Annotated in this window: 2 protein-coding genes (1 of these 2 only partly in view); both read right to left on the bottom strand. The window is 73.3% G+C overall.

Translation table 11 applies throughout. The annotated features are described in order from the left end of the window. Entirely contained in the window at positions 1 to 5,952 is a 5,952-nt protein-coding gene (locus tag NUT86_RS03475) for an SDR family NAD(P)-dependent oxidoreductase (protein ID WP_274733324.1), read from the bottom strand. Next, positions 5,949 to 18,351 carry the 3' portion of an SDR family NAD(P)-dependent oxidoreductase gene (locus NUT86_RS03480; protein ID WP_274733326.1) on the bottom strand. The gene runs 11,879 nt beyond the window's last position, so the window shows 12,403 of its 24,282 coding nt (coding positions 11,880-24,282); its start codon lies off the right edge, out of view; the stop codon is at positions 5,949 to 5,951. Before NUT86_RS03480 ends, NUT86_RS03475 begins: the two co-directional genes overlap by 4 nt.

Raw genomic sequence — 18,351 nt, forward strand, 5'->3', positions numbered from 1 at the left:
TCAGCGGCCTCCCTGCGCGGTGGTCTCCGGTGCGGCGTCCACAGCGGCGTCCTCGGCGGCGTAGAGCCGGTCGCACAGGCGCATCAGCTTGTCGAGCGACTGCGGGGCCGTCATGACCTCGGCATGCATCGAGGTGTCGACGTCGATGGTGAAGAAGTCGTCGATCTGGTCGGCCCACTCCTGCCAGTACGCGACGCCGTCCACGGTGGGGAGGGCCGGATTCGGGAAGAGCACCATGTGCTCCTCGAAGGCGCCGAAGAAGTCGCCGCCCCGGTTGCGCAGGTAGTAGCAGCGCAGTCCGTCGCGCCGCGGCAGCGGGTCCACCGTGTACGTCTCGCCCTGCGTGGCCTCGAAGTAGCGCGACAGCTGCCGGACCCGGGAGCGCAGCTGCGTCTCGGTCTTGCTGATGCCGCGGGCGAGCGCGGCGTCGATCAGGGAGTCGAGAAACGCCGTGGTGTCCAGGGTGGTGTCGACCTCGTCGCGGCGCAGGATCGGCGTGGCGCCGCCGTGCGAGTCGAAGCGGTTGTTGCCGAGGATCAGGTTGACGGCGCGGAAGTCGCTCACCTTGGTGACCACGTCGGCGTCGAAGTTCCCGCCGACGATGAGGGCGTTGGCCTTGTTGGTGGATACGGCGTCCAGGGTGTCCAGCATGACCAGCGAGCCCACCTCGGCGCCCTTCAGCTGGAGCTGCCGCACGGTCTCGTACGCGAACAGACCGCCCAGGGAGAAGCCGCCGATGTCGTACGGGCCTTCCGGCTGTACGGCGAGGATGAGGGACGCGTAGTGCTCGGCCATGGCGTACTGGCCGGTGAGGATCTCGGTGGAGTCGATCCAGCCCTTCGGCTGGATGCCGTAGAAGGGGCGCGGGCAGCGTGCGGCCAGCGGGGCGTAGGACTCCACGCCGCCGTTGCCGTGGTGGACCCAGAACACGGGCCGGCCGGAGGTGACGCCGTTCATCCGGACCAGTTCGGGGAAGTCGTTCGGCGATGCGGGCTCGGCGCGTCGTGCGGAGGCTTCGGCCGGTGCGGCGGGCGCCGGGGCCGGCTCCACGGGAGCCACCACAGCGGGTTCCGGGGTGGCCGTGCCGGTGCCCGGGGAGGCCGTGCCGGTTGCCTCGGAGGCCGTGCCGGTGATCGCGTCGACGACCTGCTGAAGCGTTTCGCAGCCGGCGATGACGTCGAGGGTGAGGGACGCGTCGATGTGCGTCTGCGCCTGGGTGAGGAACTGCATCATGAAGATGGAGTCGAAGCCGTAGTCGCCCAGGGACTTGTCCCACCGCAGGGTTTCCACGTCGACCTCCAGCAGTGTCGCCAGGAGGTCCGCGACGACGGTTCCCACGGCCGACGGCTCGGCCGGTGCGGCGGCCGGAGTCGTCTCGGCGGCCGGAGTCGTCGCGGCGGCCGGCGCGGGTTCGGCGACGGCCTGCGGCTCGGGGGCGGCGAGGACCGCCGGCTCCGGGTGCGCCGGCAGGAAGCGCTCCCGCATCCGGGCGTGGTCGCCGTCGAGGGCGATGGCGCAGGTCAGGCCGGTCGCCCAGATGCGGTCCAGGGCGTCGATGCCCACGGACGCGCGCATCGGCCGCATGCCCACGGACTCCAGGAGGTGGACGGTCGACGGATCGGCTCCCATGCCGCCCTTCTCCCACAGCGGCCAGTTCACCATGAGGGTGCGGCCCGACCGGCTGCCCCGGTCCGCCAGGGAGGCGCGGTGGGCGGCGTATCCGTCCATGAAGGCGTTGGCGGCGGCGTAGTCGGCCTGTCCGACGTTGCCGAAGGCGGCCATGGAGGAGAAACCGATGAAGCAGTCGAGCGGGACGGAGGCGGTCGCCTCGTCGAGGTGGCACAGCCCGGCCACCTTGGCCGCGAAGACCTCGCGGAGGTCGTCCGCGGTCTTCCTGGCCACGAAGCCGTCGCGCAGCACTCCGGCGGCGTGGACGATGCCGTGCAGCGCGCCGTACTCGGACCGGACGTCACGGACGACGCGGTCCACGTCGGCGCGGTCGGCGACGTCGAGCACGCGGTAGTCGGCACGCGCGCCCAAAGCCCGCAGGTCGGCGAGGAGTTCCCGTTGTGCCGGGCCGGCCGGGCTGCGGCCGCACAGGACCAGGGCGGGCCTCTCGACGCGCCGGGCGATGTCCTTGGCGAACAGGGCGCCGAGTCCTCCGGCGCCGCCGGTCAGCAGGTAGACGCCGCCGTCGCGCCAGGGCATCTCGGGGGCGGGCGGGGCGGCTTCGCGCCACTGGGACACCTGCCGGCCTCCCCCGCGGTGGCGCACGGCCTCCTCGGCCGGGTCGGCGCCGTCACGGCGCAGTCGTCCGGCCAGCTCGGCCGGGGTTGGGGCGCCGTCGCCGTCCAGTTCGATCCACTGCGTCCGCAGCTTGGGGTGCTCCATGTGCGCCGTGCGGAGCATGCCGCTCAGTCCGCCCAGCCAGGGCGCGTGCGCGGGGGTGACGACCTGGATCAGGCGCGGCGGCCGGGCGGCCTCCTGCGCCTTGGCGCGCAGCAGAGCCAGCAGCCGCTCGGCGTATTCGGTGTAGCGGGCGCCGGTCTCGCCGCGTGCCTGCCAGGATTCACAGGTGGCGCCGCCCAGCGCTTCGCCGAGCGCGGCGGCGTCCGCCTCCGGGAACTCGCACAGCACGACGTGCCGTTCCACGTCGTCGCCCCGGTCCTCCGGCGCCGCGCTCTCGCGCCAGTCCGCCTGCACCAGCAGGGCGGGCGCGGTGGCCGGCTCAGCGGCGCGGGGCTCCGGGCTCGGCTTGACCCGGGTGCTGAAGCCCAGCAGGCGCACGCAGACGTTGCCCTGTGTGTCGCAGAGGTCGATGTCCAGGCGGCGTACGCCGGAGTCGCGGCGGTCGTCCGCGGCGCGGCGCACGAGCCCCCAGCCCTCGGCCGGGGTGGGGGCCAGGATCTGTACCTCTCGTACGGTGAACGGAAGGGCCGTCCCCTCCGGGGCGCCGCCGTGCTCGCCGAGGGCCAGTCCCAGGGTCGTCTGCAGGGCGGCGTCGAGCATGCCCGGGTTGAGGGTCAGCGAGGACGCCGCCGCCTCGGGGAGCACCAGGCGGGCAAGGGCGGTGTCCGCACCGTGGTGCAGCTCCTGTACGGCCCGGAAGGCGGGGCCGTATCCCATGCCCATGCGCGCGAACAGCGCGTAGCACTCGGCGCCGGTGCGCCGGAACGGGAGGGTCGCGCGCAACGCGTCGATGTCGTGGGTGTCGTCGAGGGCGAGGAGTGCGGGGTCCGCGTGTGCGCTGCCCTGCGCGTGCAGGACACGGTCGCCGTCACCGTCGCCGTGGGCGTGCACCTCGAACGTCCCCGCGGCCGGGTCCAGTTCGACGGCGAGGGTGCACGGTGCCGTCACCTCCAGAGGACGCAGCCAGGTCACGTCGCGCAGGCGCACGCCGGTGGCGGTGGCCCCGGGCGTGGCCCGGACGAGCGCGTCACGGACGAATTCGAGGTAGGCGGCACCGGGCAGGACGGGCGTGCCTCCCACGCGATGGTCGCGCACGTAGAACGTGTGCCCGGTCAGCTCGTGGCGGTGGGGCGGCGGTGCGGCCGGCGCCTCGGCAACCGGGAGCGGGGTCCTTGTCGTGCGCTTCGCGTCGGTGATCCAGTAGCGCTTCAGGTCGAACGGGTAGACGGGCAGCGGAATGCGCCGCATCGGCCGGCCGGCGTACAGACGCCGCCAGTCCACGTCGAAGCCGGTGACCCAGAGCTTGAGCAGGCGGCCCAGCTTGCCCTTGGCTATCCAGCTGTCGATGGCGAGGGCGATGTCGTCGTCGCCGGCGAGCTCGTTCCACGGCCCCTGGCGCTGTGCCCGCCCGGTGTGCAGCCCCTGTGCGGTGCCGCCGTCCAGGAAGGCGCCCAGCCGCTCGCGCAGGTCGACGAGCGAGGGGGTCAGGAAGGCGAGGCGCTCGTCCATCGCGACGCGGCCCACCTGAAGCGTGTGGGCGAGGTCCGGCAGGTCGGCCTCGCCGAGCCGGCCCGAGTCGATCCAGTCGGCCAGCTGCCGGGCCCGGGCACGCAGCATTGCGGGCTCCGGGGCCGACAGGACGATGGCCACGGGGTCCGTGGTGCTCACCGGTGGCACGGGGCGCGGCACGTACTCCTCAAGGACGACATGGGCGTTGACGCCGCCGAAGCCGAAGGAGCTCACTCCGGCCCGCCGCGGCAGCTCACGGCCCTCCGCATCACGCAGGGCGGGCCAGGGCTGTCGCTCGCGTACCAGGTGGAACGGACTGCCGTCGAGGTCGATGTACGGGTTGACCGTGTCGCAGTGCAGGCTCTTGACCAGGGTGCGGTGCCGCATCTGAAGCAGCACCTTGATCACACCGGCGACACCCGCCGCCAGCTCCAGGTGACCGATATTCGTCTTCACCGACCCGACACCGCAGTGCACCTCCTCCACCACCGCACCGGACTCCTCGTACAGCTCCCGGAAGGCGGCCTTGAGGCCGTTGATCTCGATCGGATCGCCGAGTTCGGTGCCGGTGCCGTGGGCCTCGATGTAGCCCACGGTCCGGGGGTCGATGCCCGCGGTGCGGTACGCGCGCCGGATCAGTGCGGCCTGGGCCTTGGGATTGGGCGCGGTCAGGGAGTTGGAGCGGCCGCCGTGGTTCTCGGCCGTCGAACGGATGAGGCCGTAGACGTGGTCGCCGTCGCGCTCGGCCGCCGACAGGCTCTTGAGCACCAGCATGCCCACGCCCTCACCACGGGCATAGCCGTCCGCGCTGTCGGAGAACGTCTTGCAGCGGCCCTCGGGGCTGAGCATCCCGGACTTGCTGAAGCTGACATGGCCGTCGGGGATCACCATGGTGTTGATGCCGCCGACGACGGCCATGTCGCACTCGCCGCGTTCGATCGCGGCGACCCCGCGGTGCATGGCGACCAGGGCACTCGAACAGGCGGTCTCGATCGGCTCGCTCGGCCCGTGCACGTCCAGGAAGTAGCTCATCCTGTTCGGGCCGACGGAGGGGACGCTGCCCGTGGGCGTGACGCTCTCGCCCCGGCCGCTGCTGCGGTCGGTGAGCAGGCCGTAGCCGGTGTCGCTGGTGCCGACGAACAGGCCGAGGCTGCTCCCGGCCAGGGCGTCGGCGGCGTAGCCGGCGTCCTCCAGCGCCTTCCACACGTACAGCATCAACAGGCGCTGCTGCGGGTCCATGTGGACGGCGTCCCGCGGCGCGATGCCGAAGAACAGCGGGTCGAAGTCGGCGACGCCTTCCATGAAGCCGCCCCACTTCACGTTGGTGCGGCCCGGTTCCCGGCGGGGGTCGCCGAACAGGGCGCGCCAGTCCCACCGGTCGGCGGGTACCTCCGCGATGCAGTCCCGGCCGTCGCGCAGGTTGTGCCAGAAGGCGTCGAGGTCCTCGGCCTGGGGGAACCGGCCGCTCATACCGACCACCGCGATGGGGCCGTCCTGCCGGCCGGCGGGCGCGGGGACGGCTGCGTCCCGTGCGGAGACGGCCGCGGCCTGCACCGGTGTGCCGACGGGCTCCACGGCACGGGGCTCCGCGGCGGCGCCGGGCGACCGCAGGCCCAGGCGGGCGGCCAGCGCAGGGCCGTACTCCTCGGTCAGGTGGGTGCCGAAGGCCTGGATCGTCGCGTGCTCGAACAGCACGGTGGGCACGAGCTCCAGGCCCAGGGCGTCGTTCACCATGTTCACCAGCTGGGTGATGACGAGGGAGTCGAGCCCGTACTCGCTGAGGTCGACGTGCACATCCAGGTCGGCCGCGGTGACCTTCAGCAGCTCGCAGACCTTCTCCACCACGACGTCGCAGACCCGCTCCGTCAGGGCCTCGGTGTCGACGGCGTCGGCCGGCCGTGCGGCCTGCTCCGGTGCCTGCGCCTGCGCCTGCTTCCAGTCGCGCAGCAGGCGGAGCGCTTCGTCCTGTCCCACCTTTCCCTCGCGAATGAGCCCGTGCAGGTCGTCCAGGGACGCGATATGGGGGGTGCTCATGCCAGGCTCCTCTTGAATTCGTCCGCGCTCATCTCGCGTCGGCCAATGGCTTCGATCAGTTCCAGCAGGTGGGCGTCGTCGGAGACGGCCGGCGGCTCGGGTGCCTGTTCCGCGGGCCGGGTGGGCTCGCTGTCACCGTCGGGCTCGCCGCCGAGCGTGCGGACGCTGAAGCCGCGGAGGCGTACGCACACCTCGCCGTCGTCGTCGCAGAGGTCGAGGTCGAGGCGGCGTACCGCGCCCACGTGGTCGTCCTCGGCGAAGCGGACGACCACCCAGCCGGTGTCCGGGGCCGACCGCAGGACCTCCAGCTCGCCCAGGGCGAACGGCAGTGCCGTGCGCGGCGTCCCGGGGGCGTCGACGAAGAGTCCGACCGTGGCTTGCAGGGCGGCGTCGAGCATGGCCGGGTTGAGTACGTAGCCGCTCTCGCGGGACGCGGCGGCGGGCAGCTTCAGCCGTGCCACCGACTGCCGCGAGCCGGTGTGCAGGCGCTCGATGCCGCGCAGGGCCGGGCCGTAGGTCATGCCGATGCCGGTGAAGCGTGCGTAGCAGGTCTCGGCGTCGAGCACCGGGCCGTCGCACTGCGCGCGCAGGGCCGCGAGGTCGAGCCGCTCGGCCGGCGCGGCGGTCCCGCGCCGCAGCTGGCCGCGGCCGAAGGGGACACGTTCGCCGTCCTCGTTCACCGCGTACACCTCGTAGCTGAGTCCGCCGCCGGCCCGGGTGGTCAGCGCGGTGTGCACATCGGTCGGCTGCTCGACGGTGAGCGGGCGCAGCCAGGACGCCAGCTTCAGCGACCAGCCGCGTTCGTCGCCGCCGGCCGCCTGGACCGCGGCGGCGCGCGCCATCTCCAGGTAGGCCACCGCCGGCAGCACCGGCACGGCGTCCGCGCGGCTTCCGGAGGCGGTGGGCCGGCGGCCGGGCCGCCAGCCGGAGACCGTCTCCATCACCCGGGCCTGGACCCGGTGGTCGGCGAGGTAGAACTCGCGGCCGGTGAAGTGCGAGGTGTAGCGGTGCTCGTCCAGGTCCGATGCGTTCGTGTGCACCAGCGGGTGCAGTGCCGCCGGCCGGTTCCCGTTCGCGGGGCGCGTGGTGTCGACCCAGTAGCGCCGGAGGCGGAACGGGTAGGTCGGCAGGGCGATCCGGCGCGGGCGGCGCCCGGCGCGGAGGCGTTCCCAGTCGAGGGGGGCGCCGTTCACCCATGCCTGGAGCAGGGCGGCCCAGTCGTGCCGGCCCGGGGTGGCGGGGTCGTCGTGCGGGCCGAACCCGGCCGGTGCTTCCGGCAGTTCGACGCCGCGCGGGACGGTGCCGCGGAAGACATCGGCCGTGGGCTCGCCGCGCAGCCAGGACTCCAGTGCTTCCCTGAGTTCGCCGGTCGTGCGGACCAGGCAGGCGAGGCGCTCGGCCATGGGTGTGCGTCCGGTCTGCGTGACGTAGGCGATCGACGCCATGTCGGTGTCGTCGTAGTCGCCGCGGCCCAGGACGTCCACCCAGCGCGCGGCGAGTTCGCACAGCACGTCGGGGTGGCTCGCCGACAGGACGACGGGGACCGGTGCGGTGGGTGCCCGGTCCGGCTCGGGGGCGGGGCGCGGCACGTACTCCTCAAGGACGACATGGGCGTTGACGCCGCCGAAGCCGAAGGAGCTCACACCGGCCCGCCGCGGCAGCTCACGGCCCTCCCCGTCACGCAGGGCGGGCCAGGGCTGCCGCTCGCGCACGAGATGGAACGGACTGCCGTCGAGGTCGATGTACGGGTTGACCGTGTCGCAGTGCAGGCTCTTGACCAGGGTGCGATGCCGCATCTGAAGCAGCACCTTGATCACACCGGCGACACCCGCCGCCAGCTCCAGGTGACCGATATTCGTCTTCACCGACCCGACACCGCAGTGCACCTCCTCCACCACCGCACCGCGCTCCTCGTACAACTCCCGGAAGGCGGCCTTGAGACCGTTGATCTCGACCGGGTCGCCGAGCTTGGTGCCGGTGCCGTGGGCCTCGATGTAGCCGACCGTCCGCGGGTCGATCCCGGCCTTCCCGTAGGCCTCGCGCAGGAGGGCGGCCTGGGCCTTGGGATTGGGCGCGGTCAGGGAGCTGCCGCGGCCGCCGTGGTTCTCGGCCGTCGAACGGATGAGGCCGTAGACGTGGTCGCCGTCGCGCTCGGCCGCCGACAGGCTCTTGAGCACCAGCATGCCCACGCCCTCACCACGGGCATAGCCGTCCGCAGTGTCGGAGAACGTCTTGCAGCGGCCCTCGGGACTGAGCATGCCCGCCTTGGAGATGCTGATGTGCCCGTCGACGCTGACCATGGTGTTGACCCCGCCGGCGATGGCCATGTCCGACTGACCGTCCCGGATGGCCTGGACGGCGCGGTGCAGGGCGACGAGCGCGCTCGAACAGGCCGTGTCGACGGGCTCGCTCGGACCGTGCAGGTCAAGGAAGTAGCTCATCCGGTTCGGGCCCATCGAGGGGGCCGCGCCGGTGATGTCGTAGCCCTCGATCACCGGCGAGTACCGGGTGACGAGGGTGCTGTAGCCGGTGCTGGTGGTGCCGGCGATGAGGGCCGTGTTCGTGCCCGCGAGGGCACCCGCGGAGTACCCGGCGTCCTCCAGCGCCTTCCACACGTACAGCATCAGCAGGCGCTGCTGCGGGTCCATCAGCTCCGCTTCCTTGGGAGAGATGTCGAAGAACAGCGGGTCGAAGTCGCCGACGCCGTCCATGAAGCCGCCGGAGGTCACGTTGGAGGTGTTGGGATCCTTGACGGGTTCGCCGTAGTGGGCGCGCCAGTCCCAGCGGTCCGCGGGGACCTCACGGGTGCAGTCGCGGCCTTCGCTGAGGTTCTCCCAGAACGCTCGGAGGTCGTCGGCCATCGGGAAGCGGCCGCTGATGCCGATGATGGCGATCGGCTCGTTCCCGGGCGCATCCGTACGGGACGGGGTGGTGAGGGCGGTGGCGGGCTCGGGGGCGGCGGGGGCCGCCGTGCGCGGTTCCTGCTGCTCCGCCGCGGTGGGGGCGACGCGGTCGGCGTGGTGGTCGAGGAGGTGGCCGACCACCCCGTCCAGGGTGGGGTTCTCGAAGAACAGGGTCGGTGCCAGCGAGAGCCCGAAGTCGGCGTTGAGCGCGTTGGCGAAGCCGATGAACGAGAGCGAGTCGAAGCCGTAGCGGGTCATCTCGGCCGTGCCGGTGATCCGCTCGGCGGGCACGTCCAGCAGGTCGGACACGCGGGCGGTCAGTTTCTTCAGCAGCGCCTTGCGCTGGCGCTCCCGGTCGGCCGCGGCGAGGGGCGCGGCGGCGCTGTCGGGCCCGGCGGCGCGCTCGGGCGCGGGAGCCGGCGGGACCGTCCCGAAGCGATCGGGGTGGTTGTCGAGAAGGTGGTCCACGACCTCTCCCAGGGTGAGGTGTTCGGGGAAGGGCTTGGGCACGGGCGGGAGCCCGAACTCCGTGGTGAGGCGGGCGGCGAACCCGGTGAGCGAGACCGGGTCGAACCCGTACTCGCCCAGTTCCACCGCGCCGTCGAACTCCTCGGCCGGCACGCCCAGCACGGCGGAGGCGTGGCCGATGGTGCGGCCGAGGACCAACGCGCGTAGGGCGGCGCGGTCGGGTGCGGTCACCGCCGGTGCGGCGCCGGTGGCCTCCGGGGCGGCCAGGAGGGTGGCGTCGATGCGGGCGCGGTCGCCGAAGACGGCCAGGACGTGCGGGTCGCCGGTGCCGTAGGCGCGTGCCAGCGCTTCCACGCCGTGCGGGGCGCGCAGGGGCACCATGCCGACGCTGTCGTGCAGGCGGCGTTCGGTGGCGCCGTCGACCTTCATCCCCCCGTCGGCCCACAAGGGCCAGCCGACGACCAGCGTGCGGCCGCGGCGCTCGCCCCTGGCCACCCGCTCGTGGCGGAGGCCGGCGTAGGCGTCCATGAAGGCGTTGGCCGCCGCGTAGTCGCCCTGGCCCTGGTTGCCGTAGGCCGAGAGTGAGGAGAACCCGATGAAGCAGTCCAGATCGAGAGCGGCGGTGGCTTCGTCGAGGTGGACGAAGCCCGCGACCTTGGCGGCGAGGACCTCCCGCAGTTCTTCGGCGCTCTTACGGGCCAGGTAGCCGTCGCGCACCACACCGGCGGTGTGGACGATGCCGTCGAGGCGGCCGTACTCGGCGACGACGGTGTTCACGCAGGCGGTCACGGCGTCGCGCCGGGCGACGTCCAGCACCCGGTAGGTGGCGGTCGCTCCCAAGTCGCCGATTTCGCGCAGGAGTTCACGCTGGGCGGCGCCTTCCGGCGAGCGCCCGCAGAGCACGAGGACGGCGCCGGGCGCCTGCCGGGCGATCTCACGGGCGAACAGCGCACCGAGCCCGCCGGCTCCCCCGGTGAGGAGGTAGACGCCGCCGGCCTTCCACGGGCGGGCCGGCCGGGCGTCCTCGACGGCGGTCCACTGCGGCACCCGGCGCTGCCCGCCGGAGTACCGCACGGCCACGTCGTCGGGGCTCGCCGCGGCCTCGCGCAGGCGTGCGCACAGCGTCGCGGTGTCGACGGGCGTCTCCACCTCGACGAGCTGGGTAAGCAGCTTGGGGTGCTCCATGCGGGCCGTGCGCAGCAGGCCGCCCAGGCCCGCGAGGACCCGGTTCTCGCCGTCGACGGGCACGGCCACCTGCAGCAGGATCCGGCCGTCGCGGGTGTCCGGGACGAGCTGCTGGAGGCGGGCCAGCAGCGTCTCGGCCTGGCGGGTGAACCGCTGGGCCAGGTCGCCGTCGGCGGGCAGTGCGGTGCAGGGCACGCGGAGCCCGTCCTGCACCGCCGCCGGGTCCATCCCTGCGAGTCCGCCGAGCAGCACCTCGTGCCGCGCCGGCGGAGGCGAGGTCCGGGTGGGCCCGGCCGGGCGCCAGCCGGCGCGCATGAGGGTGAGCGTCGCGTCCCCGGTGTTCTGCCTACCGTCGGAGTCGTCAGCGGTGGACAGGATGCGTGCGGTGAACCCGAGCAGGCGTACGCACACCTTTCCGTCGTCGTCGCACAGTTCTATGTCGGTGCGGCGTACGGCTCCGCCGCGGTCGCCCGCTGCGGGCCGCACCACGGCCCACCCACTGGCCGGGCTGGGCGCGAGCAGCTGCACCTCCTCCAGGACGAAGGGCAGTGCCGCCGCCACGGTGTCGGTGCCGGTGTCCTCGGCCAGTGACAGGCCCAGGGTGGCCTGTACGGCGGCGTCGAGCACCGAGGGGTGCAGGTCCCAGCCGGCGCCGTCCCGGGCGGCCTGCGGCAGGCTCAGGCGGGCGACGGCGAGTCCGGCGCCGATGTGGATCCGCCGGATACCCCGCATGGCCGGGCCGTAGCCGATGCCCATGCGGTCGAAGAGCCGGTAGCAGTCGTCGTGTTCCAGCGTGCGCACATCGCACTGGGAGCGCAGCGCGGCGATGTCCAGGCGCGCGGGTGACGGTGTCTCCCACCGTTCGATGCGTCCTTGCCCGTGGACCACGGGCTGTTCGCCGCCGGCCGCCGTGGTGATCTCGTAGGTGAAGGCGTCGTCCGCGCAGGGCCGCAGTGCGGTCTCGACCGGGGTCGGCCCGGTGATCCGTGCGGGGTGCGACCAGACGACGTTGCGCAGGCGGGCGTTGGCGGGGTCAAGGCCCTCGGCGCGGGCCGCCGCGTAGGCCAGCTCCAGATAGGCCACGCCGGGGAGCACCGGCTCCTCGCGCACCCGGTGGTCGTCGAGGAAGAACTCGCGGCCGGTCAGCTCGACGGCGAAGGACGGCAGGCCGGGCTCACCGGTCAGCCGGCGGCCTGCCAGCGGCGACGGGACCGCAACGGGTACCGGGGGCGCGGCGGGGACGGCGGGGGCCGCCGGACGTGATCCGACCCAGTAGCGCTCGCCCGCGAACGGGTAGGCCGGGAGGGACACGATACGGAAGCAGCCGTCGCCGAACAGCGGGGCGAAGCGCAGATCTTGCCCCTGGGCGAAGAGCCCGGCCAGCTCGGTGAGGCTGTCGTGACGGTCGGGCTCGGCCATCAGGACGCCGGCGCGGGCGTGCACGGCGGGGTCCTGGCGGCGGTGCCCGTCGGGCGCCTCACCGGTGACCACGCCCTCGGCCCGGCCGTCGCACAGCCAGGTCCGCAGGGCGGCGACGAACTGCTCGCGGTCCGTGGCCACGCACGCCCAGCGGTGGCTGCAGTGGCGGCGCCCGGTGGCCAGGGTGTAGGCCACGTCGCCCAGGTCCAGGTCCTCGTGAGCGAGGGCGTGGTCCAGCAGGCGCTCGGCCTGGGCGCGGCGGCCGGCGTCGTCCTGTGCCGACAGGAGGATCAGCCAGGCCTGCCGGGGACCGTGGCCGGTGGTCTCCACGGCGGGGGCCTGTTCGATCAGCGCGTGCGCGTTGGTGCCAGCGGCGCCGAACGAGCTGACGCCGGCGCGGCGCGGACCGTCGGCGGGTGCGGGCCACGGGCGCAGTTCGGTGTTGACGTAAAAGGGACTGCCCTCCAGCGTGATCGCCGGGTTGGCCCGGCGGAAGTGCAGCGACGGGGGCAGCTGCTCGTTCCTGAGCGCCAGCAGCACCTTGATGACGCCGGCCACGCCCGCGGCGAACTGGGTGTGCCCCAGGTTGGTCTTGACGGACCCCAGGGCGCAGCCGCCCTCGGGCGCGTCGCCGAACGCGGCGCGCAGAGCCTCGAACTCGATGGGGTCGCCCAGCGGTGTGCCGGTCCCGTGCGCCTCGATCAGCTGGATTCCGCCGGGGTCGACGCCGGCGCGCTCGTGCACGCTGCGCAGGAGGCGTTCCTGCGATCCGGCGCTGGGCGCGGTGAGCCCGTTGGTGGTGCCGTCCTGGTTCATGCCGGAGCCGCGGATCACGCCGTAGACCTGGTCGCCGTCGCGCAGCGCGTCGGCGAGCCGCTTGAGCACGACCACACCGGCGCCCTCCCCCGGCACGAAGCCGTCGGCGCGCTCGTCGAAGGTGTGGCAGCGTCCGCGGGCGGACAGCATGTTCGCCCGCACGGCGGACCGGTAGAAGATCGGCGTGGACTGGACGAAGACTCCGCCCGCCAGGGCCATGGACGTGTTGCCCAGACGGAGGTCCTGGCATGCCTGGTGAACGGCCACCAGCGAACTGGAGCAGGCCGTGTCGACCGACAGCGCCGCGCCCTGCAGATCGAGGAAGTAGGAGATCCGCGAGGCGATGACCGAGGAGATGTTGCCCCACAGTGTCTGCGGTGGCGCGTCCTCGCCGGTCAGCTGCTGGTAATCGCTGGGCGAACCGCCGACGTAGACGCCGCACCCGCGTCCGTCGAGCCGTTCACCGGCGTAGCCCGCATCCTCCAGAGCGTGCCAGCACTCCTCCAGGAAGATGCGCTGCTGCGGGTCGGTGTAGGTGGCCTCCTTGCCGGACATGCGGAAGAACCAGGCGTCGAAGCGCTCGATGTCGTCGACGAAGCTTCCGTACTGGCGCGGGGCGCCCTCGCCCAGCTCCTTGGCCATGTCCCAGCGGGTGACCTCGCCGACCAGGTCGTCGCCCGCGGCGAGGTGTGCCCACAGAGCGGCGGCGTCGGGTGACTGCGCGAAGCGGGCGGCGATGCCCACCACGGCGATGCCGTCGTCGGCCGGGTCGTCCGCGGGGGCTTCCGAGGGAGCTTGAGCGGGCACGGCGTGCGTTCCGGCGGAGGCGACGGGGGCAACTGGAGCGGCGGACGGAGCCCCGGAGGCGTGCCCGTGGCCGTCCTGCGCCGGGGCCGCTCCGGTGCCAGCTGCCGGCTCGCGCACCGCGCCGGAGGACCGCAGCTGCACCCCGTACCGGGCGACCAGGTGGTCCGTCAGCCGGTCGAGCGAGCTGTGTTCGAACAGTGCGGTGCTCGGCAGATCGACGGCGAGGGCTTCGTTCACCGCGGCGACCAGCCTGACGCTGAGGATCGAGTCCACGCCGTAGTCGGAGAAGGACGCCTGCGGGTCGATCTCGTCGGGCTCCATCATGAGCACGCGGGAGAGCTCGGCCAGCAGGAGTTCGCCGGCCAGGTACCGCACGGTCGCCTCGTCCCTTTCCGGCGTCCGCTGCGCGGGGGCGGGCCGGGCGGGCTCGGGCGGCGGGGCGGCGGCAGGGCCGTTCGCGGGCTCCGGGGCCCGGTGGCGTCGGCGCGGAGCGGCGGCCGTCGGCCAGTAACTCCTGCGCTGGAACGGGTAGGTGGGCAGCGGCGTGCGGCGTACGTCGAGGCCGGAGAAGAGCGGCGCGAAGTCGACCTCTTCGCCGTTCAGGTACCGGGCCCGGGCGCGCTCCAGCTCGGTGTCGCCGCGCCCGCCGGCGGTGTCGCTCCGCCCGGCGGCCAGCCAGGCCTCCAGCCGGTGTGCGAGCGTGTCGCGGTCGGCGGCGACGAACGCCGCGCGGTGGGTGAAGTGGTCCCGCCCGGCCGCCAGCGTGTAGCTGACATCGCCCAGTGCGGCGTCGGGTGTGCGGCGCAGGTGTGCCAGCAGGTCCGCGGCGCGGCGGTGCAGCGCCTCGGGCTGCTGGGCGGACAGGACGAACAGCAGCTCGTCCGCCGACTGCCGGCGCCCGTCACGGGCCGGGGCGTTCTCCACGACCAGGTGGCCGTTGGTGCCGCTGAAGCCGAACGCGCTCAGGGCCGCGACGCGTTTCCCCTGGCCGTTGGGCTGCCACGGCCGCAGCGTGGTGTTCACGTGGAAGGGGCTTTCGGTGAGTCGGATCGCGGGGTTGGTCTCGTAGTGGTGGAGGGACGGCGGGATCTGGCCGTGCCGCAGCGAGAGCACGACCTTGAGCAGGCTCGCCACGCCCGCGGCGGAGGTGGTGTGACCGAGGTTCGTCTTGATCGAGCCGAGTGCGCAGGTGTCGCGGCCGCCGGCGGTGCCGAACGCGCCGACCAGGGCCTGGCATTCGATGGGGTCGCCGAGCTGGGTGCCGGTGCCGTGCGCCTCGACCATGCCGATCTCGGCCGGATCGATGCCGAATTCGGTGTGCACCTGGCGGATGAGGCGCTCCTGCGACAGGGCGCTGGGGGCGGTGATGCCGTTGGTCGCCCCGTCCTGGTTGACGGCGGAGCCGCGGATCACGGCATGGATGTGGTCGCCGTCGGCCAGTGCGTCGGACAGGCGGCGGAGCACCACGACGCCCACGCCCTCGCCGGGTACGAATCCGTCGGCGGCGGCGTCGAAGGTGTGGCACTTGCCGGTGGGCGAGAGCATCCCGCCGCGGCCGGCCGCCAGGTAGGTGTCCGGGGTGGTCTGGACGCTGACGCCTCCTGCGAGGGCCATATCGGTTTCGCCGCTCCACAGACCCTGGCAGGCGAGGTGGATGGCGACCAGCGAGCTGGAGCAGGCGGTGTCGACCGCGATGGCGGGGCCCTGGAGGTTCAGGTGGTAGGCGATGCGCGCCGGTACGACCGAGGGCGCGTTGCCCCATGCCGCCTGGGCGGGCGGCGCGTCCTCGAACCACTGGGGGTAGTCGCCGCCGGTGCAGCCGACGTAGACGCCGCACCGGCGGCCGTCCAGCGAGGAGCCCGCGTAGCCGGCGTCCTCGATGGCCGTCCACGCCTGTTCGAGGAACAGCCGCTGCTGGGGGTCGGTGTAGGTGGCTTCGAGGCCGGTCAGGTTGAAGAAGCGGGCGTCGAACTGGTCGATGCCGTCGAGGAAACTGCCCGCGCGGCAGGACAGTTCGTCCTGGCTGTAGCCGGAGAGGTCCCACCGTTCGACCGGGCCGACGAGGTCGTGGCCGGCGGCGAGGTGCTGCCAGAGGGCATCGGTGTCGTCCGACTGCGCGAAGCGGCCGCTGATCCCGACGATGGCGAGGGGCTCGCGCCCTCTGGGAGCGTGCGGTGCTCCGGCGGCTTCCGGTGCGGGCACCGGTGCCGGGGCGGCAGGGGACGGCGCGGCAGGGGCGGTCAGTTGCGGCCGGTGGGTCCCGGCGATGTGGGCGGCGAGCTGCGACACGCTGCGGTGGTCGAAGATGACCGTGGTCAGCAGGTCGGTCCCCAGCTCCTCGTTGAGGCGCTGGACGAACCGGACGCCGACGATGGAGTCGAGGCCGTAGTCGGCGAACGCCTGGTCCGGGCCGATCCGTTCGGCGGGCATCCGCAGCGCGTCGGCCAGCTCGGCCAGGACCACGTCCGTGACGGTCCGGGCCAGGGCGGAGGCGGGGGCCTGCGCCGCGGGCTCCGCCTGCGGCCGGGCCGGAGGGCTGCTCGCCTCGGGCGGTGCGGGGAGCAGGCGCGGGCTGCGGGCGAGACCGTCGCTGTGGGCCACGACGACCTGCTGCCCCAGCGCCAGGGCGTCCCGCGCAGGATGGCGGATGCCGGTGAAGCCTTCCTGGTCCAGTACGAGCTGCCAGGCCTGCGGCGACAGCGCGGGGCTGCCGGGCACGCGCAGTTCGGCGTCGTCGTGGAGCCACCAGCCGTCGAGCAGGCCGAAGGTGAGGTGGTTCACGAGGTAGAAGCCGCTGATCTCGTTGAGAGCCAGCAATCCGTTGCCGCGCAGGAGCGCCTTGGCGTGCCGGAGGGCCGGGCGGATGTTGTCGGTGGCGTGCAGCACGTTGGCCGCGATGACGACGTCGTAGGCACCGGTTTCGAGCCCCTGGGCGTGCGGGTGCCCGGCCGCGTCGAAGATGCGGTACGTGAGGTGGTCGCGGCCCGGCCCGAAGGTGTCCTGGGCGTTCTGCAGGAAGGCCTGGGACAGATCGGTGAAGCAGTACTCGGCCAGGTCGAGCCCTTCGCGGGCGAGGCGGTCGAGCACGGGTCCGGTGGTTCCGCCGGTGCCTGCGCCGATCTCCAGCACGCGCAGGCGGGCGCCCGGATCGGCGTCCCGGCGAGCGCGCAGGAACGCCGCCACGTGTTCGGCGAGGACGGCGTTGAAGTGCGCTGCCACGCGGTTGTCACGGTAGACGCCTTCGACGAGGGAGAACGCTCCCTCGGGGAACAGCACATCGGTGGCGCGCACCCGGCCGCACAGGATGTCGGTGAGCGCGGGCAGGGTCTGGTCCAGCAGGTTCAGGGGTGCGCGCAGATCCGGGTTGGCGGCGGCCCACCGGGGCGTCTGCGCGGCCCAGTCGGCGCCGCATGCCTCGGCATCCCGGGCGGTCGGGCTGCCGGTGGTCCAGCGGCCCTGGTCGTCGATCATCCCGTGCTCGGCGAGTACGCGCAGGGTGGCCGAGAGCCAGCCGTCGAACCGTGTGTCGACGCCCTGCCGCTCCTTCCATTCGGGGAGGCCGTGGCGCGGCTCCTCCAGACCCGCACGGCGCAGCTCGGCGGCGAGGCGGCGGAGCAGGGACGCGTCGATCTCGCCCGGTACCGGGCCGGCCTGGTACGCGGCCAGGCCGGTGGGCAGGGCGACCGCCGCGGCGCCGTCGCGGGCCGCCGCACCGTGCGCCTGCGGGGTCAACACCTCTGCGGTGAGCACCCCTTCGACCGGCAGCGGGCGGCCCAGGCGCATGAAGCCGATCTGGTCGAGCGGGCCGGCCAGGAGGCGCTCCAGTGCGCCCATCGCCGTGGCCGGGTCGATCGGGGCCAGTCCCATGGAGGTCACGTCGCGCAGCAGCTCGTCGGGGACGTTGCCCCAGTAGCCCCAGTTGACGACCTTGACCCGGCAGTCCAGTGCCTTGCGCAGGGCGTCGGCGCGCGCGTCCTCGAAGGCGCAGGCCGCCGAGTAGTGCGCCTGGTGGGAGTTGCGGATGAAGCTCACCAGGGAGGAGACCAGCAGGATGAAGTCCAGGTCCTGGCCGGCGAAGACCTCGGCGAAGTGCACGCACGGGTCGGCCTTGGCCGCGAGGGTGGCCTCCAGCTCGCGCTCGGTCATCCGCGCGAGCGGCGTGTGGCTGAACACCATCGCCAGGTGCACCACGCCGTCGATCCGGCCGTAGCGGCGGACGACCTCGTCCCGCATGCGGGCGAGCGCGCCGGGGTCGGAGGCGTCGGCGGACAGGTAGACGGGGGTCCGCCCGCCCGCCGCGGTCCGCGCCGCCTTGGCCCGGATGTCCGCGTCCTCGGCACGGCGGCCGACCCATACGACGTGTGCGTCGTGCTGCCGTACGAGGTACTCGCTGAGCAGCACGCCGAGGTCGCCCGCGCCGCCGATGAGCACATAGACGCCGTTGCGGCGCAGCACGGGCTCAGTGGGCGGTGGGGTGGCGTCCACCGGAAGGAGCTGGCGGCGCAGCCACTGGCCGCCGCGGCGGGCAAGCGGGTGCGCGCGGCGGTCGGCGGGCAGGGCGAAGACCTCGTCGGCGAGGAACGGTTCACCGTCGGCCAGGTCGACCGCGCGGATGCGCCAGTGCGGCTGTTCCTTGGCCAGGCCGCCGATCAGACCGTGCAGGCTCGCCTGCACCGGGTCGGCGGCCGCGGAGCCGCCCGTGTCGAACGCGCCGGTGGTCAGGAGGGTGAGCCCGAGTCGCTGCTGGTCCCGGGTGAGGGCCAGCGCCTTGAGGACGCGGAACATGCCCCGGATCTCCGCG

The sequence above is a fragment of the Streptomyces sp. G7(2002) genome, from assembly GCF_028870195.1.
In the GTDB taxonomy this organism is placed as follows: domain Bacteria; phylum Actinomycetota; class Actinomycetes; order Streptomycetales; family Streptomycetaceae; genus Streptomyces; species Streptomyces nigrescens.

Excerpts from the sequence above, each read along its gene's own strand:
- NUT86_RS03475 (WP_274733324.1), bottom strand. The coding sequence starts at position 5,952 with ATGAGCACCCCCCATATCGCGTCCCTGGACGACCTGCACGGGCTCATT.